The sequence below is a fragment of the Bradyrhizobium lablabi genome (assembly GCF_001440475.1).
Taxonomy (GTDB): Bacteria; Pseudomonadota; Alphaproteobacteria; order Rhizobiales; family Xanthobacteraceae; genus Bradyrhizobium; species Bradyrhizobium lablabi.
On sequence record NZ_LLYB01000090.1, the window covers coordinates 66,932 to 82,875 of the forward strand.

At 64.1% G+C, this 15,944-nt stretch carries 14 protein-coding genes and 2 pseudogenes; 12 read left to right on the plus strand and 4 right to left on the minus strand.

Translation table 11 applies throughout. The features are described 5' to 3' along the window. From CQ14_RS44810 to CQ14_RS46785, 3 genes and pseudogenes are all read left to right on the plus strand, one after another. Positions 1-1,566, plus strand: a 1,566-nt coding sequence (locus CQ14_RS44810) for a VCBS domain-containing protein (RefSeq protein ID WP_199805619.1), incomplete at its 5' end; no start/stop codon positions are given. Between the two features lie 90 nt (positions 1,567-1,656). Continuing rightward, positions 1,657-3,556 (plus strand): CHASE2 domain-containing protein (locus tag CQ14_RS26210; protein ID WP_245320521.1); only part of this gene is annotated, 1,900 nt, incomplete at its 3' end. A 54-nt stretch (positions 3,557-3,610) separates the two neighbouring features. Further along, a pseudogene (locus tag CQ14_RS46785) lies at positions 3,611-3,887 on the plus strand (CHASE2 domain-containing protein); the annotation flags it as partial. A 271-nt stretch (positions 3,888-4,158) separates the two neighbouring features. Here the strand turns inward: CQ14_RS46785 and CQ14_RS26215 are convergent. Continuing rightward, the gene (locus CQ14_RS26215) at positions 4,159-5,754 is read right to left on the minus strand and encodes an ABC transporter substrate-binding protein (protein ID WP_156435444.1); all 1,596 of its coding nucleotides are present in this window, start codon (positions 5,752-5,754) and stop codon (positions 4,159-4,161) included. 219 nt (positions 5,755-5,973) lie between these two features. Here CQ14_RS26215 and CQ14_RS26220 point away from each other — a divergent pair, with 219 nt between their 5' ends. The 7 genes from CQ14_RS26220 to CQ14_RS26250 all read left to right on the plus strand — a co-directional run bounded on the left by CQ14_RS26220 (position 5,974) and on the right by CQ14_RS26250 (position 13,311). Beyond that, positions 5,974-7,632, plus strand: coding sequence for an ABC transporter substrate-binding protein (locus CQ14_RS26220; protein ID WP_057860720.1), 1,659 nt, complete (start codon positions 5,974-5,976; stop codon positions 7,630-7,632). Between the two features lie 171 nt (positions 7,633-7,803). Beyond that, positions 7,804-8,757 carry an ABC transporter permease gene (locus CQ14_RS26225; protein ID WP_057860721.1) on the plus strand — a complete coding sequence of 318 codons (954 nt, stop codon included), beginning with the start codon at positions 7,804-7,806 and terminating at the stop codon, positions 8,755-8,757. 11 nt (positions 8,758-8,768) lie between these two features. Further along, positions 8,769-9,647, plus strand: coding sequence for an ABC transporter permease (locus tag CQ14_RS26230; RefSeq protein ID WP_057860779.1), 879 nt, complete (start codon positions 8,769-8,771; stop codon positions 9,645-9,647). Between the two features lie 4 nt (positions 9,648-9,651). Next, the gene (locus CQ14_RS26235) at positions 9,652-10,728 is read left to right on the plus strand and encodes an ABC transporter ATP-binding protein (RefSeq protein WP_057860722.1); all 1,077 of its coding nucleotides are present in this window, start codon (positions 9,652-9,654) and stop codon (positions 10,726-10,728) included. Then, positions 10,725-10,922, plus strand: a complete 198-nt coding sequence (locus CQ14_RS26240; protein WP_057860723.1) for a hypothetical protein — start codon at positions 10,725-10,727, stop codon at positions 10,920-10,922. Before CQ14_RS26235 ends, CQ14_RS26240 begins: the two co-directional genes overlap by 4 nt. Next, entirely contained in the window at positions 10,919-12,331 is a 1,413-nt protein-coding gene (locus CQ14_RS26245) for an Asp-tRNA(Asn)/Glu-tRNA(Gln) amidotransferase GatCAB subunit A (protein WP_057860724.1), read from the plus strand. Before CQ14_RS26240 ends, CQ14_RS26245 begins: the two co-directional genes overlap by 4 nt. Then, entirely contained in the window at positions 12,328-13,311 is a 984-nt protein-coding gene (locus CQ14_RS26250) for an ABC transporter ATP-binding protein (protein ID WP_057860725.1), read from the plus strand. Before CQ14_RS26245 ends, CQ14_RS26250 begins: the two co-directional genes overlap by 4 nt. An 18-nt stretch (positions 13,312-13,329) precedes the next feature. Here the strand turns inward: CQ14_RS26250 and CQ14_RS26255 are convergent, their stop codons facing one another. Then, the gene (locus CQ14_RS26255; RefSeq protein ID WP_057860726.1) at positions 13,330-13,569 is read right to left on the minus strand and encodes a Sec-independent protein translocase family protein; all 240 of its coding nucleotides are present in this window, start codon (positions 13,567-13,569) and stop codon (positions 13,330-13,332) included. 133 nt (positions 13,570-13,702) lie between these two features. Between CQ14_RS26255 and CQ14_RS26260 the strand changes: the two genes are divergently transcribed. Continuing rightward, on the plus strand, positions 13,703-13,972 hold the full coding sequence (locus tag CQ14_RS26260; RefSeq protein ID WP_057834089.1) for a GlsB/YeaQ/YmgE family stress response membrane protein: 270 nt from the start codon (positions 13,703-13,705) through the stop codon (positions 13,970-13,972). Between the two features lie 6 nt (positions 13,973-13,978). Here the strand turns inward: CQ14_RS26260 and CQ14_RS46790 are convergent, their stop codons facing one another. Continuing rightward, entirely contained in the window at positions 13,979-14,548 is a 570-nt protein-coding gene (locus CQ14_RS46790) for a LysR substrate-binding domain-containing protein (RefSeq protein WP_245320526.1), read from the minus strand. A gap of 9 nt (positions 14,549-14,557) precedes the next feature. Beyond that, positions 14,558-14,906 (minus strand): annotated as a pseudogene (locus CQ14_RS46795) (LysR family transcriptional regulator); the annotation flags it as partial. A gap of 89 nt (positions 14,907-14,995) precedes the next feature. Here CQ14_RS46795 and CQ14_RS26270 point away from each other — a divergent pair. Continuing rightward, on the plus strand, positions 14,996-15,811 hold the full coding sequence (locus CQ14_RS26270; protein ID WP_057860727.1) for an acyl-CoA thioesterase domain-containing protein: 816 nt from the start codon (positions 14,996-14,998) through the stop codon (positions 15,809-15,811). Positions 15,812-15,944: the final 133 nt, after the last annotated feature.

Below are 15,944 nucleotides of genomic sequence, written 5' to 3' on the forward strand. Positions count from 1 at the left end.
ATTGCCGAAATCGCGCAGCAGGATTTGACCGAGCAGACCGATAATTCGCCGCTGACTGCGACGATCCCCGTGACCTTCACCGATGTCGACCTGACCGACACCGGCCACACTGCCGATATCACCGGCGTGGTGGCGTCCGGCACCACGTCAGGCCTTGCGCTCGACAATGCGGCGCTGATCGACTTGGTCACGCCGGGCACGGTGGCCAAGGAGGCCGGTTCGTCGTCGGGCTCGGTCAATCTGTCGTTTTCGGCGGCCTCGACCGCGTTCGATTACCTGGCCGCCGGCGAGCAACTGACGCTGACCTACACGGTCGCGATCGACGATGGCCACGGCGGCGTGACGCCGCAGACCTTTGTCGTCACTGTCACCGGAACCAACGACGCCCCGGTGTTCACCGGCGCCGATCTTGCGCCGACCTATCAGGCGGGCGAGGCGGCGGTGGCTCTCGCCGGCAGCGTCTCGGCCAGCGACGTCGACAGCAGCAATTACGCCGGCGGATCGTTCACCGCTGCAGTGACGGATGGCGGACACCAGGGCGACACGCTCACTATCGCGAACGGCGACCTCATTTCGGTCAGCGGCACCGATATCCTGTACGACGCTGACGGGGCTGCCGGTCCGGGCAGCGCGCATGTTATCGGAACGCTCTCGGACTACGACACCAACGGCCTGAAGGTTACGTTGAACGGCAGCGCCAATGATGCGGCCGTCGCCGCGCTGGCGCAGGCGATCGAATTCTCGAACCTCACGCGCGACCCTGTCGCCGGCGAGCGCACCGTGACCTTCACGCTCCAGGACGGCGGCGGAACCGCCAATGGCGCGCAGGATTCGGCCTATTTCACCACGAAGGTTGACGTCGAGGCCGCCGCAAATCCGGCTGCCCCAGTCCTCAGCGCCGAAAGCATCAGCGTTGTGGAGAACAACGACACCGCACTCACCACCACCGTGTTTGGCATCCAGTTGTCCGATGACGACCAGGACTCGGACGTGACGATCACGGCGAGCGCCGTGCACGGCACGCTCTCCTCGGTGCAGGCGGGCACCGTTTCGGAAATCAATACCCAGTTTGCCAACGGCATCATTTATACGCCGACGGGCTACAACGGCGATACCCATCAGAACGACATCGTCACGGTGACCGCAACGGACGTTAATGGCCACAGCGACACCCTGAACTTCGTGTTCCAGCAATCCGGATGGGATGGCGCCACGCTCGAAGGCACAAATGGAAAGGACGTCATTTTCGCAACCGAGGGCAACGACACGCTGACCGGCAACGCCAAGGCCGATCAGTTTGTATTTGCGCCGGCACGCCAATACGACGACCCGAGCGCCGATAAGATTACCGACTTCAAGCCGGGCGAAGATCATATCGACCTGCGCGCGTTCTCCGAGGTGGATTCGTCCAATATCGAGACGTGGCTCAGTGCCCATGCGAAGGCGAGCCCGACAGATGACGGGGACACGCTGATCACGCTCACTCACGGCGAAACCATCACCCTCAAGGGGGTCGCGGTCGCCAGCCTGCATGCGAGCGACTTCATCGTCTCGCCGCACCACTAGCATGGCTCTTCGCCATTTGGGCCGGCTCGTGGATGCCGGTGCCATCTTCCGGCTTGTCTGGCGCCCCGAGTTAGCGAACAATCCAGTGCCATGAAGCGATTACGGGCCTTACCGAGGTGGTTCAAGCGGCGCATCGGCTATGCCCGGCTGCTGTGCCTTGTGCTGCTGATCGGGTTCGCCGCGCTACGCGTCGCCGATCCGGCGCCGGTCGAGGAACTCCGCGTCCGCACTTTTGACGCCTTCCAGCGCATCGATCCGCGCAAGAAAACGGCAAGGCCAGTCACCATCGTCGATATCGACGACAAGAGCCTGGAGAAGCTCGGGCAGTGGCCGTGGCCGCGGACGCGGATCGCAGCGCTCGTCAGCGAGTTGACCGGGCTGGGCGCCGTGGTGATCGCCTTCGACGCGGTGTTTTCGGAGCCCGACCGCCTCAATCCCGGCGTCGCGGCCGATGCGATCCCGCAGCTCGACGAGGAAACCCGCGCCAAGCTGCGTTCGTTGCCGAGCAACGATCAGATCTTCGCCGATGCGATCGGCAAGTCGCGCGTCGTGCTTGGCGAGTCCGGCCTGCCGGAGGAAATCGTAGCGCTCGACAAGACGCTGCCGGTCACGGGCCTTGCGATGCTTGGCGAGGAGCCGCAGCGCTTCATGTTCGAATTTCCGGGCCTGCTGCGCAACGTGCCGGTGCTGGAGCACGCCGCCGCCGGCCGCGGCCTGTTCACCATCAAGCCCGAGCGCGACGGCATCGTGCGGCGGGTGCCGATGATCATGCTGGCGCAGGGCCAGACCATGCCCTCGCTGACCTTCGAGATGCTCCGCGTCGCCACCGGCTCCGGCACCATCCTGGTCAAGGCCGAAAAGGCCGGCATCAAGAGCCTCGGCATCAAGGGCGTCCAGATTCCGACCGACCATAACGGCCAGCTCTGGGTCCACTATGCCCGCAACGATGCCTCGATCTACGTTCCCGCCGTCAACGTGCTGGAGAAGAACGTCGCGCCCGACATGATCGCAGGCAAGCTGGTGCTGATCGGCACGTCGGCGGTCGGCCTCAACGACATCAAGACCACGCCGGTATCGCGCGCCATGCCCGGGGTCGAGATCCATGCCCAGGTGCTGGAGAGCGCGCTGACCGGCACGGTCATTTCGCAGCCGATCTACGGTATCGTCCTCGAATTTACGGCGGCGATGTTGTTCGGACTGCTGGTGATTGCGTTCGCGCCGCTGTTCGGTCCGATCTCGCTGGTCATCGTCGGCGGCGCGTTTGCAACCGTGTTGGTCGGAACATCGGCGTATTTCTACGCGCAGCACCGCTTGCTGATCGATTTCACCTATCCCCTGATGTCAACTACCGCGATCTATCTCACGCTGATCTTTTCCTCCTTCGTGCGCGAACAACAACAGCGCAAGCAGATTCGTGGGGCCTTCGCGCAATACATGTCGCCAGTGCTGGTAGAGCAGCTCGCGCAGTCGCCGGAAAAGCTGGTGCTCGGCGGCGAGGAGCGCGAGATGACCATCATGTTCTCCGACATGCGCGGCTTCACCTCGATTTCGGAGACCTACAAGAACGATCCGCAGGGCCTCACCGCGCTGATGAATCGTTTCCTGACGCCGCTAACCAACGCGATCCTCGCGCGCAAGGGGTACATCGATAAGTATATGGGCGACGCCATCATGGCGTTCTGGAACGCGCCGCTCGACGACAAGGATCATGAACTTAACGCCTGCGAGGCAGCGATCGACATGCTGGAGCATGTCGACGCGCTCAATCAGGCACGTGAGCAGGAGGCAAAGGAAGAAGGGCGGCCATTCATTCCGCTCAATGCCGGCATCGGGCTCAATACCGGCATCTGCGTGGTCGGCAACATGGGGTCCGATCTCAAGTTCAACTATTCCGTGTTCGGCGACAGCGTCAATCTGGCGTCTCGCCTGGAAGGGCAATCCAAGGAATACGGTTTTCCGATCATCGTCGGGTCCAGGACCGCGCTGGCGGNTGAAGGACAAGTTCGCCATCCTCGAACTCGACTTCATCATGGTGAAGGGCAANGAAGGAGCCGGAGGTGATCTACGCCATCGCCGGCCGCGAGGACACCGCGCGGTCCGGCCGCTTCCAGCGCCTGCGCAACCTGACCATCGAGATGCTCGCCTGCTATCGCACCCGTGACTGGGACGGCGCGCTGGCCGCGATCGATCGCGGCCGCAAGACCGACGAGGCAAATTCGCTGGAGCTGCTCTACAATTTGTACGAAGTCCGGATTCGCGACTATCTCGAAAACCCGCCGCCGGAAGACTGGAACGGCGCGTTCGCGCTGCTGACGAAATAATTCACTCGCTGTCATCACCCGCAAAAGCGGGTGCTCCGAGACGTTAGAGAATTAACCGGAAGGTCGCGGCGTACTGGATACCCCGCTTTCGCGGAGTATGACGATCTTTGTGAGGGCGCGATCGCCTTATTCAACGAAGATCCGTAGGGTGGACAAAGCGACTTGTCCGCCGTAGCTCGAAGAGCGAAGGCGGAAGCGTGCCCACCATCACGAGCGTGGAACGGAATGGTGGGCACGGCGCTGCGCGCCCTTGCCCACCCTGCAATTCCCGCTACTCCAATCCGATCTGCGTCAGATCCTGGAACCAGTGCTGCGCCTGCACGAACTTCTTCACCTTCGGCGACAGCGCGTGCGGGTTGGTGTCGTGTACCACCCAGACCAGCGTGGCGTCGTCGACGATCTCGGCATGCGCCTGCGCCAGCAGTTCGTCCTGCTTGGCGACGTCGAAAGTCTGCTTGGCCTCGTCGATCAGCGCGTCGACCTTGGGGTTCTTGTAGCCGCCCCAGTTGACACCGACGGGCGCGATCTGGCCGGAGTGGAAGAAGCGCACGATGGCGTAGAGCGGATCTGACGTGACATAGGCGATGTTGTTAGAGGTGATGCCGGCGTTCATCTCGTCGGCCGCGCCCTTGCGCCATGCCGTATATAACGTCTCGAGCTCGACCACCTTGAAGTCGATCTCGATGCCGATTTCCTTGAAACTCTGCTGCAGGAATTCGTTCATCGGCAGCGACAGCATCTGCCCGGTGCCGCCCTGTGCGATGACGAACGTGGTCTTCAGCGGCTTCTCCTTCGAGTAGCCTGCCTCCTGGACCAGCTTCTTCGCCGCCGCGACATCGTATTTGAGCTCGAACGACGGCTTGCCGAACCACGGGCTCGACGGGTCGACCTGGCCCTTGGCGGGCTTGGCCAATCCGTTCATCAGGCCGACCACCGCCTCGCGGTCGATCGCGAGATTGAGCGCCTTGCGCAGGCGAATGTCGGTCCAGGGCGAGCCGGGCAGCACGCTCAAATGATAATTCCAGACATGCGGCGTGACATTGTCGACGATCTTCATGCCGGCGGATTTGAGCTGCGGCACCGCATCAGGCGCCGGCGTTTCGATCAGGTCGACCTGGCCTGCCAACAGCGCGTTGGTGCGCGTCAGCGCCTCCGGCATCGGGATCAGCACGATCTTGTCGGCCTTCGGAAGCCGCTTCTTGTCCCAATAGTCGGCGTTCCTGGTCAGTTCCGCGAGTTCGCGCGGCACGAGCTTGGTGAGCTTGAACGGCCCGGTGCCGGAGGGCTGGCTGGCAAACTTGTCCCAGTCCTTGCCGAGCTTTTCATACTGCGCCGGGCTGGAGACCAGGAACCAGAGCATCTGGTACGGGAAGAACGAGTCGACGGTTTTGGTCGTGATCTCGACCGTGTCGTCGTCGATCTTGGCGTAGCTGGCGACCGAGGGCAGGCGGGTTTTCACCTGCGCACTCTGCCGCTTGTCGAACTGCGGTGCCTTGTCGTTGAGCACCTTGTCCAGATTCCAGATCACCGCGTCGGCGTTGAACTCGCTGCCATCATGAAACTTGACGCCCTTGCGCAAGGTGAAGCGCCATTTCTTCTTGTCCGCCTCGTCGACCTTCCATTCGGTTGCCAGCCCCGGCACCAGTTTGCCGGGCCGGTCGGACACGTCCATCTCCCAGGCAACCAGCGGATCGTAGATCGTATAGGCCGAGAATTGATAGGCGCCGGCGCCGCGGTCGGGCTGGCCGGTGGTCAGCGGAATGTCCGCCATCGATATGCCGTAGCGCACAACGGTTTCCGCCTGCGCCGAAATCGTGGGCAAGCCAAGAGGGAATCCGAGGGCTATTGCCGCGGCAGCAAGAAGCATCGAATATCGGGTGCACATGATTTAAGCTCCATCGGGCAGGGGTGGAGCTAAAAAATGCAAACTTGGTGCCAGATGGAGCATGGAAGGCGCACTTGCATGCGCACGCTCACGGGAGTTGTGCGGCTAATGGCCTCCTGCGAAGCACCATCCTTGGCACAGGCGTTGCATACCTTTGCATAAGAATTAGTCACCCAAGTAGTCGAGAAGGGATCGCTGCATATGCGTAACGAGACATCGAAGAAGACGGCCACCGCTTGGCTGCTGGCGACCGCCCTGGTGGTCGGGCTGCCGCAGCTCGCGAGCGCGGAGACCGTGCTGCGGATCGGCATGACCGCTGCCGATATTCCGCGCACGCTCGGGCAGCCCGATCAGGGGTTTGAGGGCAACCGTTTCACCGGGCTGACCATGTATGATGGCCTGACGATGTGGGACCTCTCCTCGGCCGACAAGGCGAGCGTCATGATTCCCGGGCTCGCGACCGAGTGGAAGGTCGATGAGGCCGACAAGAAGAAGTGGACCTTCAAGCTGCGTCCCGGCGTCAAATTCCATGACGGCAGCGACTTCAATGCCGACGCCGTGGTCTGGAACGTCGAGAAGGTGCTGAAGCAGGATGCGCCGCATTTCGACGCCAGCCAGGTCGGCGTCACCGCCTCGCGCATGCCGACGCTGGCCTCCGCGCGCAAGATCGACGACCTGACGGTGGAATTGACCACCAAGGAGCCGGACAGTTTTCTCCCCATCAACCTGACCAACTTGTTCATGGCGAGCCCCGCCAAGTGGCAGAAGTTCTTTGATTCCGCCGAGGGCGCCGACGCCAAGGCCAAGTCGCAGGCCGCGTGGGCGGCGTTCGCCAAGGACGCTTCGGGTACGGGCCCGTGGAAGATGTCGAAGTTCACACCGCGCGAGCGGCTCGAACTCGTGAAGAACGAAGGCTATTGGGACAAGGCGCGCGTGCCGAAGGTCGACCGGATGGTGCTGCTGCCGATGCCGGAGGCCAACGCCCGCACCGCAGCGCTGCTGTCCGGACAGGTCGACTGGGTCGAGGCACCGGCGCCGGACGCGGTCAAGGAAATCAAGCAGCGTGGCTTCCAGCTTCAGGCCAATGAATCGCCGCACGTCTGGCCCTGGCAGTTCTCGCGCATCGAAGGCTCGCCCTGGAACGATATCCGCGTCCGCAAGGCCGCCAATCTCTGCATCGATCGCGAGGGCCTGAAAGACGGCCTGCTCGCCGGCCTGATGGTGCCGGCATCCGGCACGTTCGAGGCCGGCCACCCCTGGCGCGGCAAGCCGACCTTCGAGATCAAGTATGACCTGAAGGCCGCACAGAAGCTGATGCAGGAAGCCGGCTATGGTCCGAGCAAGAAGCTGACGGTGAAGACGCAGACGTCTGCCTCGGGATCGGGCCAGATGCAGCCCTTGCCGATGAACGAATATCTGCAGCAGGCGCTGGCCGAATGCTACTTCGACGTCCAGCTCGACGTCATCGAGTGGAACACGCTGTTCACCAACTGGCGCCGCGGCGCCAAGGATCCGACCGCGAACGGCGCCAACGCCACCAACGTCACCTATGCGGCGATGGACCCGTTCTTCGCGCTGGTACGCTTTCTGCAGTCGTCGATGGCGCCGCCGGTGTCGAACAACTGGGGCTATATCAACAACCCGAAGTTCGACGAGCTGGTGACCAAGGCGCGCCAGACCTTCGACCCCGCTGCGCGTGACGCGGCGCTGGCCGATCTGCATGCGGCTTCCGTCGATGACGCGGCATTCCTCTATGTCGCCCACGACGTTTCTCCGCGCGCCATGAGCCCGAAGGTGAAAGGCTTCGTGCAGCCGAAGAGCTGGTTCGTCGACTTCTCGCCGGTGACGGTGGCGCCGTAAGAAAGACGTTTCCGCTCGCTCGTTTCCCCTCTCCCCTTGTGGGAGAGGGTGGATCGAATGAGCGAAGCTCATTCGANCTTTGTATCCGCGGAGACAGACCCCTCATCCGGCGCGGACGTTGTCCGCGCCACCTTCTCCCACAAGGGGAGAAGGAAGAAGAGAAGGTGACCTGTGCTCGTCTACGTTGCCCGGCGTATCGTCTACGTCATCCCGATCGTGATCAGCGTCGCGCTGGTGTGTTTCCTGCTCGTGCATATCACGCCCGGCGACCCGCTCGTCGCGGTGCTGCCGGCGGATGCCTCGCAGGAACTCGCCGCGCAAATGCGCACGGCTTACGGCTTCGACCGGCCGCTGCCGGTGCAGTTCGGGCTGTGGATTTGGCGCGCGCTCCATGGCGATCTCGGCGCCTCGATCGCTACCGGCCGCCCGGTGCTGACGGAAGTGTTGCGCGCCGTCGGCAACACCGTGACGCTCGCGATTGCGGCAGCGCTGATCGGCTTCACGCTCGGGCTGTTGTTCGGCTTGATCGCCGGCTATTTCCGCGACACCTGGGTCGACAAGGTCGCGACCTCCGTCGCCATCGCCGGCGTGTCTGTGCCGCATTACTGGCTCGGCATGGTGATGGTCATCATCTTCTCGGTGCAGCTCAACTGGCTGCCCGCGGTCGGCGCCGGTCCCGGCGGCTCTGGCTCCTGGGGCTGGGATTGGGAGCACATGAAATATCTTATCCTGCCGGCGATCACGACCTCGGTGATCCCGATGGGCATCGTCACCCGCACGGTGCGCGCACTCACCGGTGACATCCTTTCGCAGGATTTCGTCGAGGCGCTGCGCGCCAAGGGCCTCCGCGAACTCGACGTGTTCAAGCATGTCATCAAGAACGCCGCGCCGACCGCGCTGGCGGTGATGGGCCTGCAACTCGGCTACATGCTCGGCGGCTCGATCCTGATCGAGACCGTGTTCTCCTGGCCCGGCTCGGGCCTGCTGCTCAATTCGGCGATCTTCCAGCGCGACCTGCCGCTGCTGCAGGGCACCATCCTGGTGCTGGCGCTGTTCTTCGTCACCCTCAATCTCCTGGTCGATATCGCGCAGGCCGCAATCGATCCGCGCATCAAGCGGGGCTGATCATGGCTGTGATGTCGGATACCGCACTGCAAGCCGCACCCATCACCAAGGCGCGGGGCTATTGGGCCACCGTCGGGCGCCGCATCGTGCGCGACAAGGTCAGCATGGTCTGCGCACTTGTGCTGGTGCTGATCTTTGCCTCCGCGCTGCTGGCGCCCTGGCTGGGCCTCGCCGATCCCTATCAGGGCTCGATGATCCGAAGGCTTCGCCACATCGGCACGCCGAACTATCCGCTCGGCACCGACGAGCTTGGCCGCGACATGCTGGCCCGGCTGATCTATGGCGGGCGGCTGTCGCTGATCATCGGCATTCTTCCGGTAATCTTCGCCTTCGTGATCGGCACCTCGCTCGGCCTCGTCGCCGGCTATGTTGGCGGCCGGCTCAACACCGCGATCATGCGCACGGTCGACGTCTTCTACGCCTTCCCCTCGGTGCTGCTCGCAATCGCGATCTCGGGCGCGCTGGGCGCGGGCATCGTCAACTCCATCGTGTCGCTGACCATCGTGTTCGTGCCGCAGATCACCCGCGTTTCCGAAAGCGTCACCACCGGCGTGCGCAACATGGATTTCGTCGAAGCCGCGCGCGCCTCTGGCGCCGGGCCCTTCACCATCATGCGCGTGCACATGCTGGGCAATGTGCTGGGACCAATCTTCGTCTACGCAACAGGGCTGATCTCGGTGTCGATGATCCTCGCGGCCGGTCTGTCGTTCCTTGGTTTGGGGACAAAACCGCCGGAGCCGGAATGGGGCTTGATGCTGAACACGCTGCGCACCGCGATCTATGTCAACCCATGGGTGGCGGCGCTGCCGGGCGTCATGATCTTTGCGGTGTCGATCTGCTTCAACCTGCTTAGCGACGGCATGCGCAGTGCCATGGACATCAGGAACTGACGTGATGAGTGAAGCAAGCCCGTCAGTCGAGCTACTGGAACAGGTCGAGGACGTCGGCGGCGCGGCGCAGCCGCTGCTGCAGGTCACAGGCCTCACCAAGCATTTCCCGGTGCGGGGCGATCTGTTCAGCCCCCGCAAAACCGTGCGCGCAGTCGATAACGTCTCGTTCTCGATCGCGAAGGGCGAGACCGTCGGCATCGTCGGCGAGTCCGGCTGCGGCAAGTCGACGACCGCGCGGCTGCTGATGCACCTGATGAAGCACGACGCCGGCGATATCGTCTATGACGGCATGCAGGTCGGCCGCGCGCTGTCACTGCGCGAATTGCGCCGCGGCATGCAGATGGTGTTTCAGGACAGCTACGCCTCGCTGAATCCGCGCCTCACCATCGAGGAATCGATCGCGTTCGGCCCTAAGGTGCACGGCATGGCGGATGCCGCCGCGCGCACGCTGGCGCGCGAACTGCTCGGCAAGGTGGGCCTGCGGCCGGAAAACTTTGCCAACCGCTATCCGCACGAGATTTCCGGCGGCCAGCGCCAGCGCGTCAATATCGCGCGTGCGCTGGCGCTGTCACCGCGGCTGGTGATTCTCGATGAAGCGGTCTCGGCGCTCGACAAATCGGTCGAGGCGCAGGTGCTCAACCTGCTGGCCGATCTCAAGCGCGAATTCGGCCTGACCTATCTGTTCATTAGCCACGACCTCAACGTCGTCCGCTACATCTCGGACCGCGTGCTCGTGATGTATCTCGGCGAGGTGGTCGAACTCGGCCCGGTCGACAAGGTCTGGGACGCGCCGGCCCATCCCTATACGCGGGCGCTGCTGGCCGCGATGCCCTCGTCCGATCCTGACAACCGCACCAAGACGCCGCCGATCTCGGGCGATCCGCCCAACCCGATCGATCCTCCGTCCGGTTGCCGGTTTCACACCCGCTGTCCGTTTGCGGAGCCGCTCTGCGCAAATGCGACGCCAGACCTCAGCGATGTCGATACAATGGGCCATCAGGCGGCGTGCTACATGGCCATACCGGGCTCAGGGCACAGCCGCGCACCGACCAATAAAAGCGAGGGAGCAAGCGCCGCATGACAAGACCCGATCCCAAACAGGTCAAGGTAATGACCGACGTCGCGGGTGTGCCGCAGGATGTGGAAGTATCCGCCCGCATCGCCAATTCAATCGGACCAGCCTTCGACGGCTTTGCGCCGGTCGCCGGAACGCTGCCGATGGATCTCGAGCCTGCAAGCTTTCTTCTGGTGCAGAACGCCAAGGTGTCGAAATGAGCGGCGAACCGGCCCTGATGTCGCTGGTTGCGGTCGCCAAGGCGATCGGGGCCAGGAAAATCTCCTCGCGCGAGGCAACGCAGTCCTGCCTCGACCGGATCGCGCAGTGGCAGCCCCGCGTCAACGCCTACATGGCGATCGAGGCGGAGGCGGCGCTTGCCGCGGCCGATGCCGCCGACGCCGATCTCGCCAAGGGCAAGATTGCCGGGCCGCTGCACGGCGTGCCGATGGCCCACAAGGACATGTATTACGAGGCCGGCAAGGTCGTGACCTGCGGCTCAAAGATCAGGCGCGAATTTGTGGCGACGACGACCTCGACCGCTTTGCAGCGGCTGAAGGACGCCGGCTCCGTCAGGCTCGGCTCGCTGCAGATGGTCGAGTTCGCCTACGGTCCGACCGGCCACAATGTGCATTACGGCGCGGTGCGTAACCCCTGGAACGTCGATCACATCACCGGCGGCTCGTCATCCGGCTCGGGCTCCGCGGTCGCGGCGCGACTGACCTTTGCGGCGCTGGGTTCGGATACCGGCGGCTCGATCCGGATGCCCGCGCATTTCTGCGGCGTCACCGGTTTCAAGACCACCGTCGGCCTGATCAGCCGCGCCGGCGCGATGCCGCTGTCGCAATCGCTCGATACCGTAGGTCCGCTCGCGCAGACCGTCGAGGACTGCGCACTGTTGGTGGGGCTGATGGCGGGCGCAGATCGCGAAGACCCGACCACGTCGACGCGGCCGGTGCCGAACTACATGGCCGCGACCACAGGCTCGATGAAGGGCTTGAAGATCGGCGTGCCGACCGCCTTCTATGTCGACGATCTCGATTCCGAAGTCGCGCGGGCGCTCGACGAGACCATCGCTACGCTGAAAAAAGAAGGCGCCGAAATCGTCAAGGTCGAGTTGCCGGACCAGCGTCAGCTCACCGCCGCCTGCCAGATCGTGCTCGCAACCGAGGCTGCGGCCTTCCACAAGCGCTGGATGATCGAGCGTCCGCAGGATTACGGCGCGCAGGTGCTGATGCGCTTGCAGAACGGGCTTGCCATTCCGGCCGTGACCTATCTCGAAGCGATGCGCTGGCGCGGCCCGGCGCTTGCCGCTTACCTTGCGGCGGTCGAAGGCACCGATGCCGTGATCGCGCCGGTGGCGCCGATGCCGGCAGTGACCATCGCCGAGAGCGACGTCGGCAACAGCCTCGATGCGGAAGCCGTGATCCAGCGGATCACGCGCTTCACGCGGCCGATCAATTATCTCGGCCTGCCGTCGCTCTCAATTCCCGCGGGCTTCACCAACAAGGGCCTGCCGGTCGGCATGCAGTTGATCGGCCGTTCCTTCGACGAGGCCGGACTGGTGCGGATCGGCGCGGCGTTCCAGCGCGCCACCGACTATCATCAAAAGGTACCCAAGCTGGCATGAGCAATCTCGTCGACATTCGCGACCTCAACATCCGCTTCACCGGCGAGCGCACGGTTCATGCCGTCAACGACATCTCGCTTTCGCTGGGCGAGGGCGAGGTGCTTGGTCTGCTCGGCGAGTCGGGCTCGGGAAAAAGCGTGACCCTGCGGGCGCTGATGCGGCTATTGCCGAAGAAGCGCACGCAGATTTCGGGCACGGTGAAGGTCCTGGGCCGCGATGTGCTGGCGATGAACGACGAAGAGCTCTCGGCGTTTCGCGGCCAGACCGTCTCGATGATCTTTCAGGAGCCGGCACTGGCGCTCGATCCCGTCTACACGATCGGCCGCCAGATTGCGGAAAGCGTGATCCGACACGAGGGCAAAAGCGAAAAGGAAGCCATGGCGCGCGCGCTGGAAATGCTGGAGGTGGTCCGCATCCCCTCCGCCAAGCGCCGGCTTGAGGCCTATCCGCACGAAATGAGCGGCGGCATGCGGCAGCGCGCGATGATCGCGCTGGCCTTGGCCTGCAAGCCGAAGATCCTGCTGGCCGACGAACCGACCACGGCGCTCGACGCCACCGTGCAGATCCAGATCCTGCTGCTGCTCCGTGAACTGCAGCGTGAGTTCGGCATGTCCGTGATCTTCGTGACCCACGATATCGGCGTCGCCATTGAAATCTGCGACCGCGTTGCGGTGATGTATGCCGGACAGATCGTGGAGCAGGGCCGTTTGCGCGATATCGTCCGCACGCCCGTGCATCCTTACGCCAAGGGCCTGCTGGCCTCGACCGTCCACGGCGCTAAGCGCGGCCAGCGCCTTGAAACCATCCCGGGCACGCCGCCCTCGCTGGACAAGGCGCCCGCCAGTTGCTCCTTTGCGCCGCGCTGCAGCGTCGCTCAGCCACGCTGCAGCGAGCGCCTGCCGCCGAACGTGCAGGTGTCGTCCGACAGAACGGCGCGATGTGTTTTGGCGGAGCCGGCTGAAGTCGCTGCTTCGACCTAGGAGTTGAAGGAATTCTGCTTACCCGCCCAGCCCCGGATCGGCCCATTGCTCGATCTGGGCCGGTCCCACCACCTGCTTCGGCTGATGCGGATTGAGCGTGCCGGCGCTGGCGGACCAGCCCTTGGCCAGGATTTGCATCGCAAACAATTTGGCGTCGATCTCGGATTTGAAGGTGCGCGTCGAGCGGGCCATGCTCTCCGCAGTCTCGTCCGTCTTGTCCGGACCAAAGGTGACGTACCAAATATCGCTCTGTTTCATGCCGACATAACGCGCGTGACATAAAAAAGTTTCACTTCGCTGGCCGCATATGGAAGTCGCGCGGACGGCTCGTCACATCGGACCATGATGGACAAGCCGTCGGTGGCGTGCGCTGCGAAACCGGGGGCTTAACATGGTGATTTCCAACGAGGGCATTCTCGTCATTCTCTTCGTCGGCCTGGTGGCCGGCTGGCTTGCCGGCAAGATCGTGCGCGGCACCGGCTTTGGCATCATCGGCGATATTCTCGTCGGCATCGCCGGCGCGCTGCTTGCGAGCCTGCTGTTTCCCAAGCTCGGCATTCGTCTCGGCACCGGCCTGGTGTCCGAAATCGTCTATTCCACCATTGGCGCCATCATCCTGCTGGTGATCGTGCGGCTGCTCCGAACCGGCGGGCGGTGGTAGCGCCCATTATTTCGCGCGGCTGACCGCCTCGACGATGCAGCGCCGGACCGCGGCGATCCGGCGGTCGCGCGCCTGCTCGGTGCGGGAGACGAGATAGATCGTCTCGCTATGCGCGGCCTCGAACGCGAACGGCGCCATCAGTTTCCTGCCGAAGGAGGGCCGTGCCTTGATCAGCGGCGACATCGCGAGCGTCACGCCGAGGCCCTGTTCGGCGGCCTCCAGCATCGCCGGCACGCTGTCGAGCCACAGATGCCCGCGCGGGGTGAGGTGTTGAAGGCCGGCCTCGCGCAGCCAGACCGGCCAGGCGCGCGGCTGCGTCGTCAAGTGAATCAGGACTTCGCGCGACAGGTCCTCGGGTGCCTTCAACCCGCCCTTGACCAGCGCAGGCGCGCAGACCGGCAGGCCCTTCACCGCAACCAGCGGTTCGAATTTCAGGCCGACGGAATGTTCGCGGCCATAGCGGATGGCAACGTCGACGCGCGAGGCGTTGAAATCGGCATATTGATGCGTGGCCTCGATGCGCAGCGTAAGCCCGGGGTGGCGACGCTTGAACTCGGGCAGGGCCGGAAGCAGCACGGCCGAGGNACGGCAGCGAGCTGATCCAGAGCTCGGCGTTGGCGTCGCGGCGATGCCGCTGCATGTCGCGGCTGGCCTCCTGCAGTGCCAAAAGCGCCGCTGAGACCTTTGCGAGATAACGCTCGCCGTCGGCGGTCAGCCGCACCGAACGCGCGCCGCGCACGAACAGCTTTGTGCCGAACTGCTCTTCAAGTCCGCGGATCTGGTGGCTGATCGCCGACGGGCTGAGCGAGAGATCGCGCGCCGCGCGGCGAAAACTTAATTGCGTGGCGGCGCGCTCGAATGCCAGCAGCGCCGGCAGCGGAGGAATCGCGCGCAGCGACGCGCCGGGCGCATCATAGGGGTGAATTATACTCATCTGAGGTGACGAATTCCCTTTTGTTGCAGGCCCAAGTTTCCGCCAGATTGGCCCGACGCTCAACCCTGCTCATCTCTGGAATCCGAGCCATGGCCATCTTCGAACCCACAGGCCCCAACCGCTGGCAGCCCACCGCCCTTGCCGCCGGTCCGTTCGCGGGCCTGCAGGGCGGGGCGGTCGCAAGCCTTCTGACGGCGGAAGTCGAGGCGATGGCCGATCAGCGAAACTGGGGAACGGCGATCGCGTCGTCGGCCTGGTTCCTGCGGCCGACCCCGATGACCGAGTTGCGAACCGCGCTGTCGGTCGTGGCCGAAGGCGGCCGCGTCAGCGTGATCGACAACACGCTGTGGCCGGTCGGTGATGACCAGCCCTGCGCCGCCGTCCGGGTGACGCTGTCGCGCGAGCGTGCCGTTGAAGTGCCCGGCTTTGCCGACCCCTCGACTGAGGTTGCCGACCTCACGCAGTCGCCGATTCGTACCCGGCGGGCGGCGCATGGCAAGCCGTGGTTCATGGAGGCGATGGAGGCTCGCGAAAGCCATGGCGTCGCCTGGTTTCGCATGAACCATCAAATTATCGGCGGCGCAGGATCCTCGCCGAAGTTGCCGCTCTCCTCGGTGCTCGGCCCGGCGGACTGGACCCACGGCATCGCCCGCCCGATCCAGGATGTGGTGGCGGACCCGAACCCGAATCTGACGGTTCAGCTGTTTCGCCGGCCCAAGGGGGAATGGATCGGTATTCGCGCACAGGCCCGCTGGCGGCCGGCGGCCGGCCTTGGCGTCGGAAGCGGCGTCCTGCTCGACATCAATGGCGAGATCGGCCGGGTCTCGATGTCGGTCATTCTGGTGCCGTTCCCGGGGCGGGCGAAGGCAGAACCCGCCGCAGGGCTGGAGGCGGCGTCAAATTAGCTGCCCAACCTCCCGCAGCTCGCCTCTCCCCCCATTTTTACGGGGGTGAACTGGATCGGGGTTAACGTGACTTAAATGGACGGTGTCCAAAAACATCGGTAAAACCAGCACGTAGCCTCATCCGTTTGAAGAG

Coding starts and splice junctions, on each gene's coding strand:
- CQ14_RS26215 (WP_156435444.1), bottom strand. CDS start 5,754: ATGCTTCTTGCTGCCGCGGCAATAGCCCTCGGATTCCCTCTTGGCTTG.
- CQ14_RS26220 (WP_057860720.1), top strand. CDS start 5,974: ATGCGTAACGAGACATCGAAGAAGACGGCCACCGCTTGGCTGCTGGCG.
- CQ14_RS26230 (WP_057860779.1), top strand. CDS start 8,769: ATGTCGGATACCGCACTGCAAGCCGCACCCATCACCAAGGCGCGGGGC.
- CQ14_RS26235 (WP_057860722.1), top strand. CDS start 9,652: ATGAGTGAAGCAAGCCCGTCAGTCGAGCTACTGGAACAGGTCGAGGAC.
- CQ14_RS26240 (WP_057860723.1), top strand. CDS start 10,725: ATGACAAGACCCGATCCCAAACAGGTCAAGGTAATGACCGACGTCGCG.
- CQ14_RS26245 (WP_057860724.1), top strand. CDS start 10,919: ATGAGCGGCGAACCGGCCCTGATGTCGCTGGTTGCGGTCGCCAAGGCG.
- CQ14_RS26250 (WP_057860725.1), top strand. CDS start 12,328: ATGAGCAATCTCGTCGACATTCGCGACCTCAACATCCGCTTCACCGGC.
- CQ14_RS26255 (WP_057860726.1), bottom strand. CDS start 13,569: ATGAAACAGAGCGATATTTGGTACGTCACCTTTGGTCCGGACAAGACG.
- CQ14_RS26260 (WP_057834089.1), top strand. CDS start 13,703: ATGGTGATTTCCAACGAGGGCATTCTCGTCATTCTCTTCGTCGGCCTG.
- CQ14_RS26270 (WP_057860727.1), top strand. CDS start 14,996: ATGGCCATCTTCGAACCCACAGGCCCCAACCGCTGGCAGCCCACCGCC.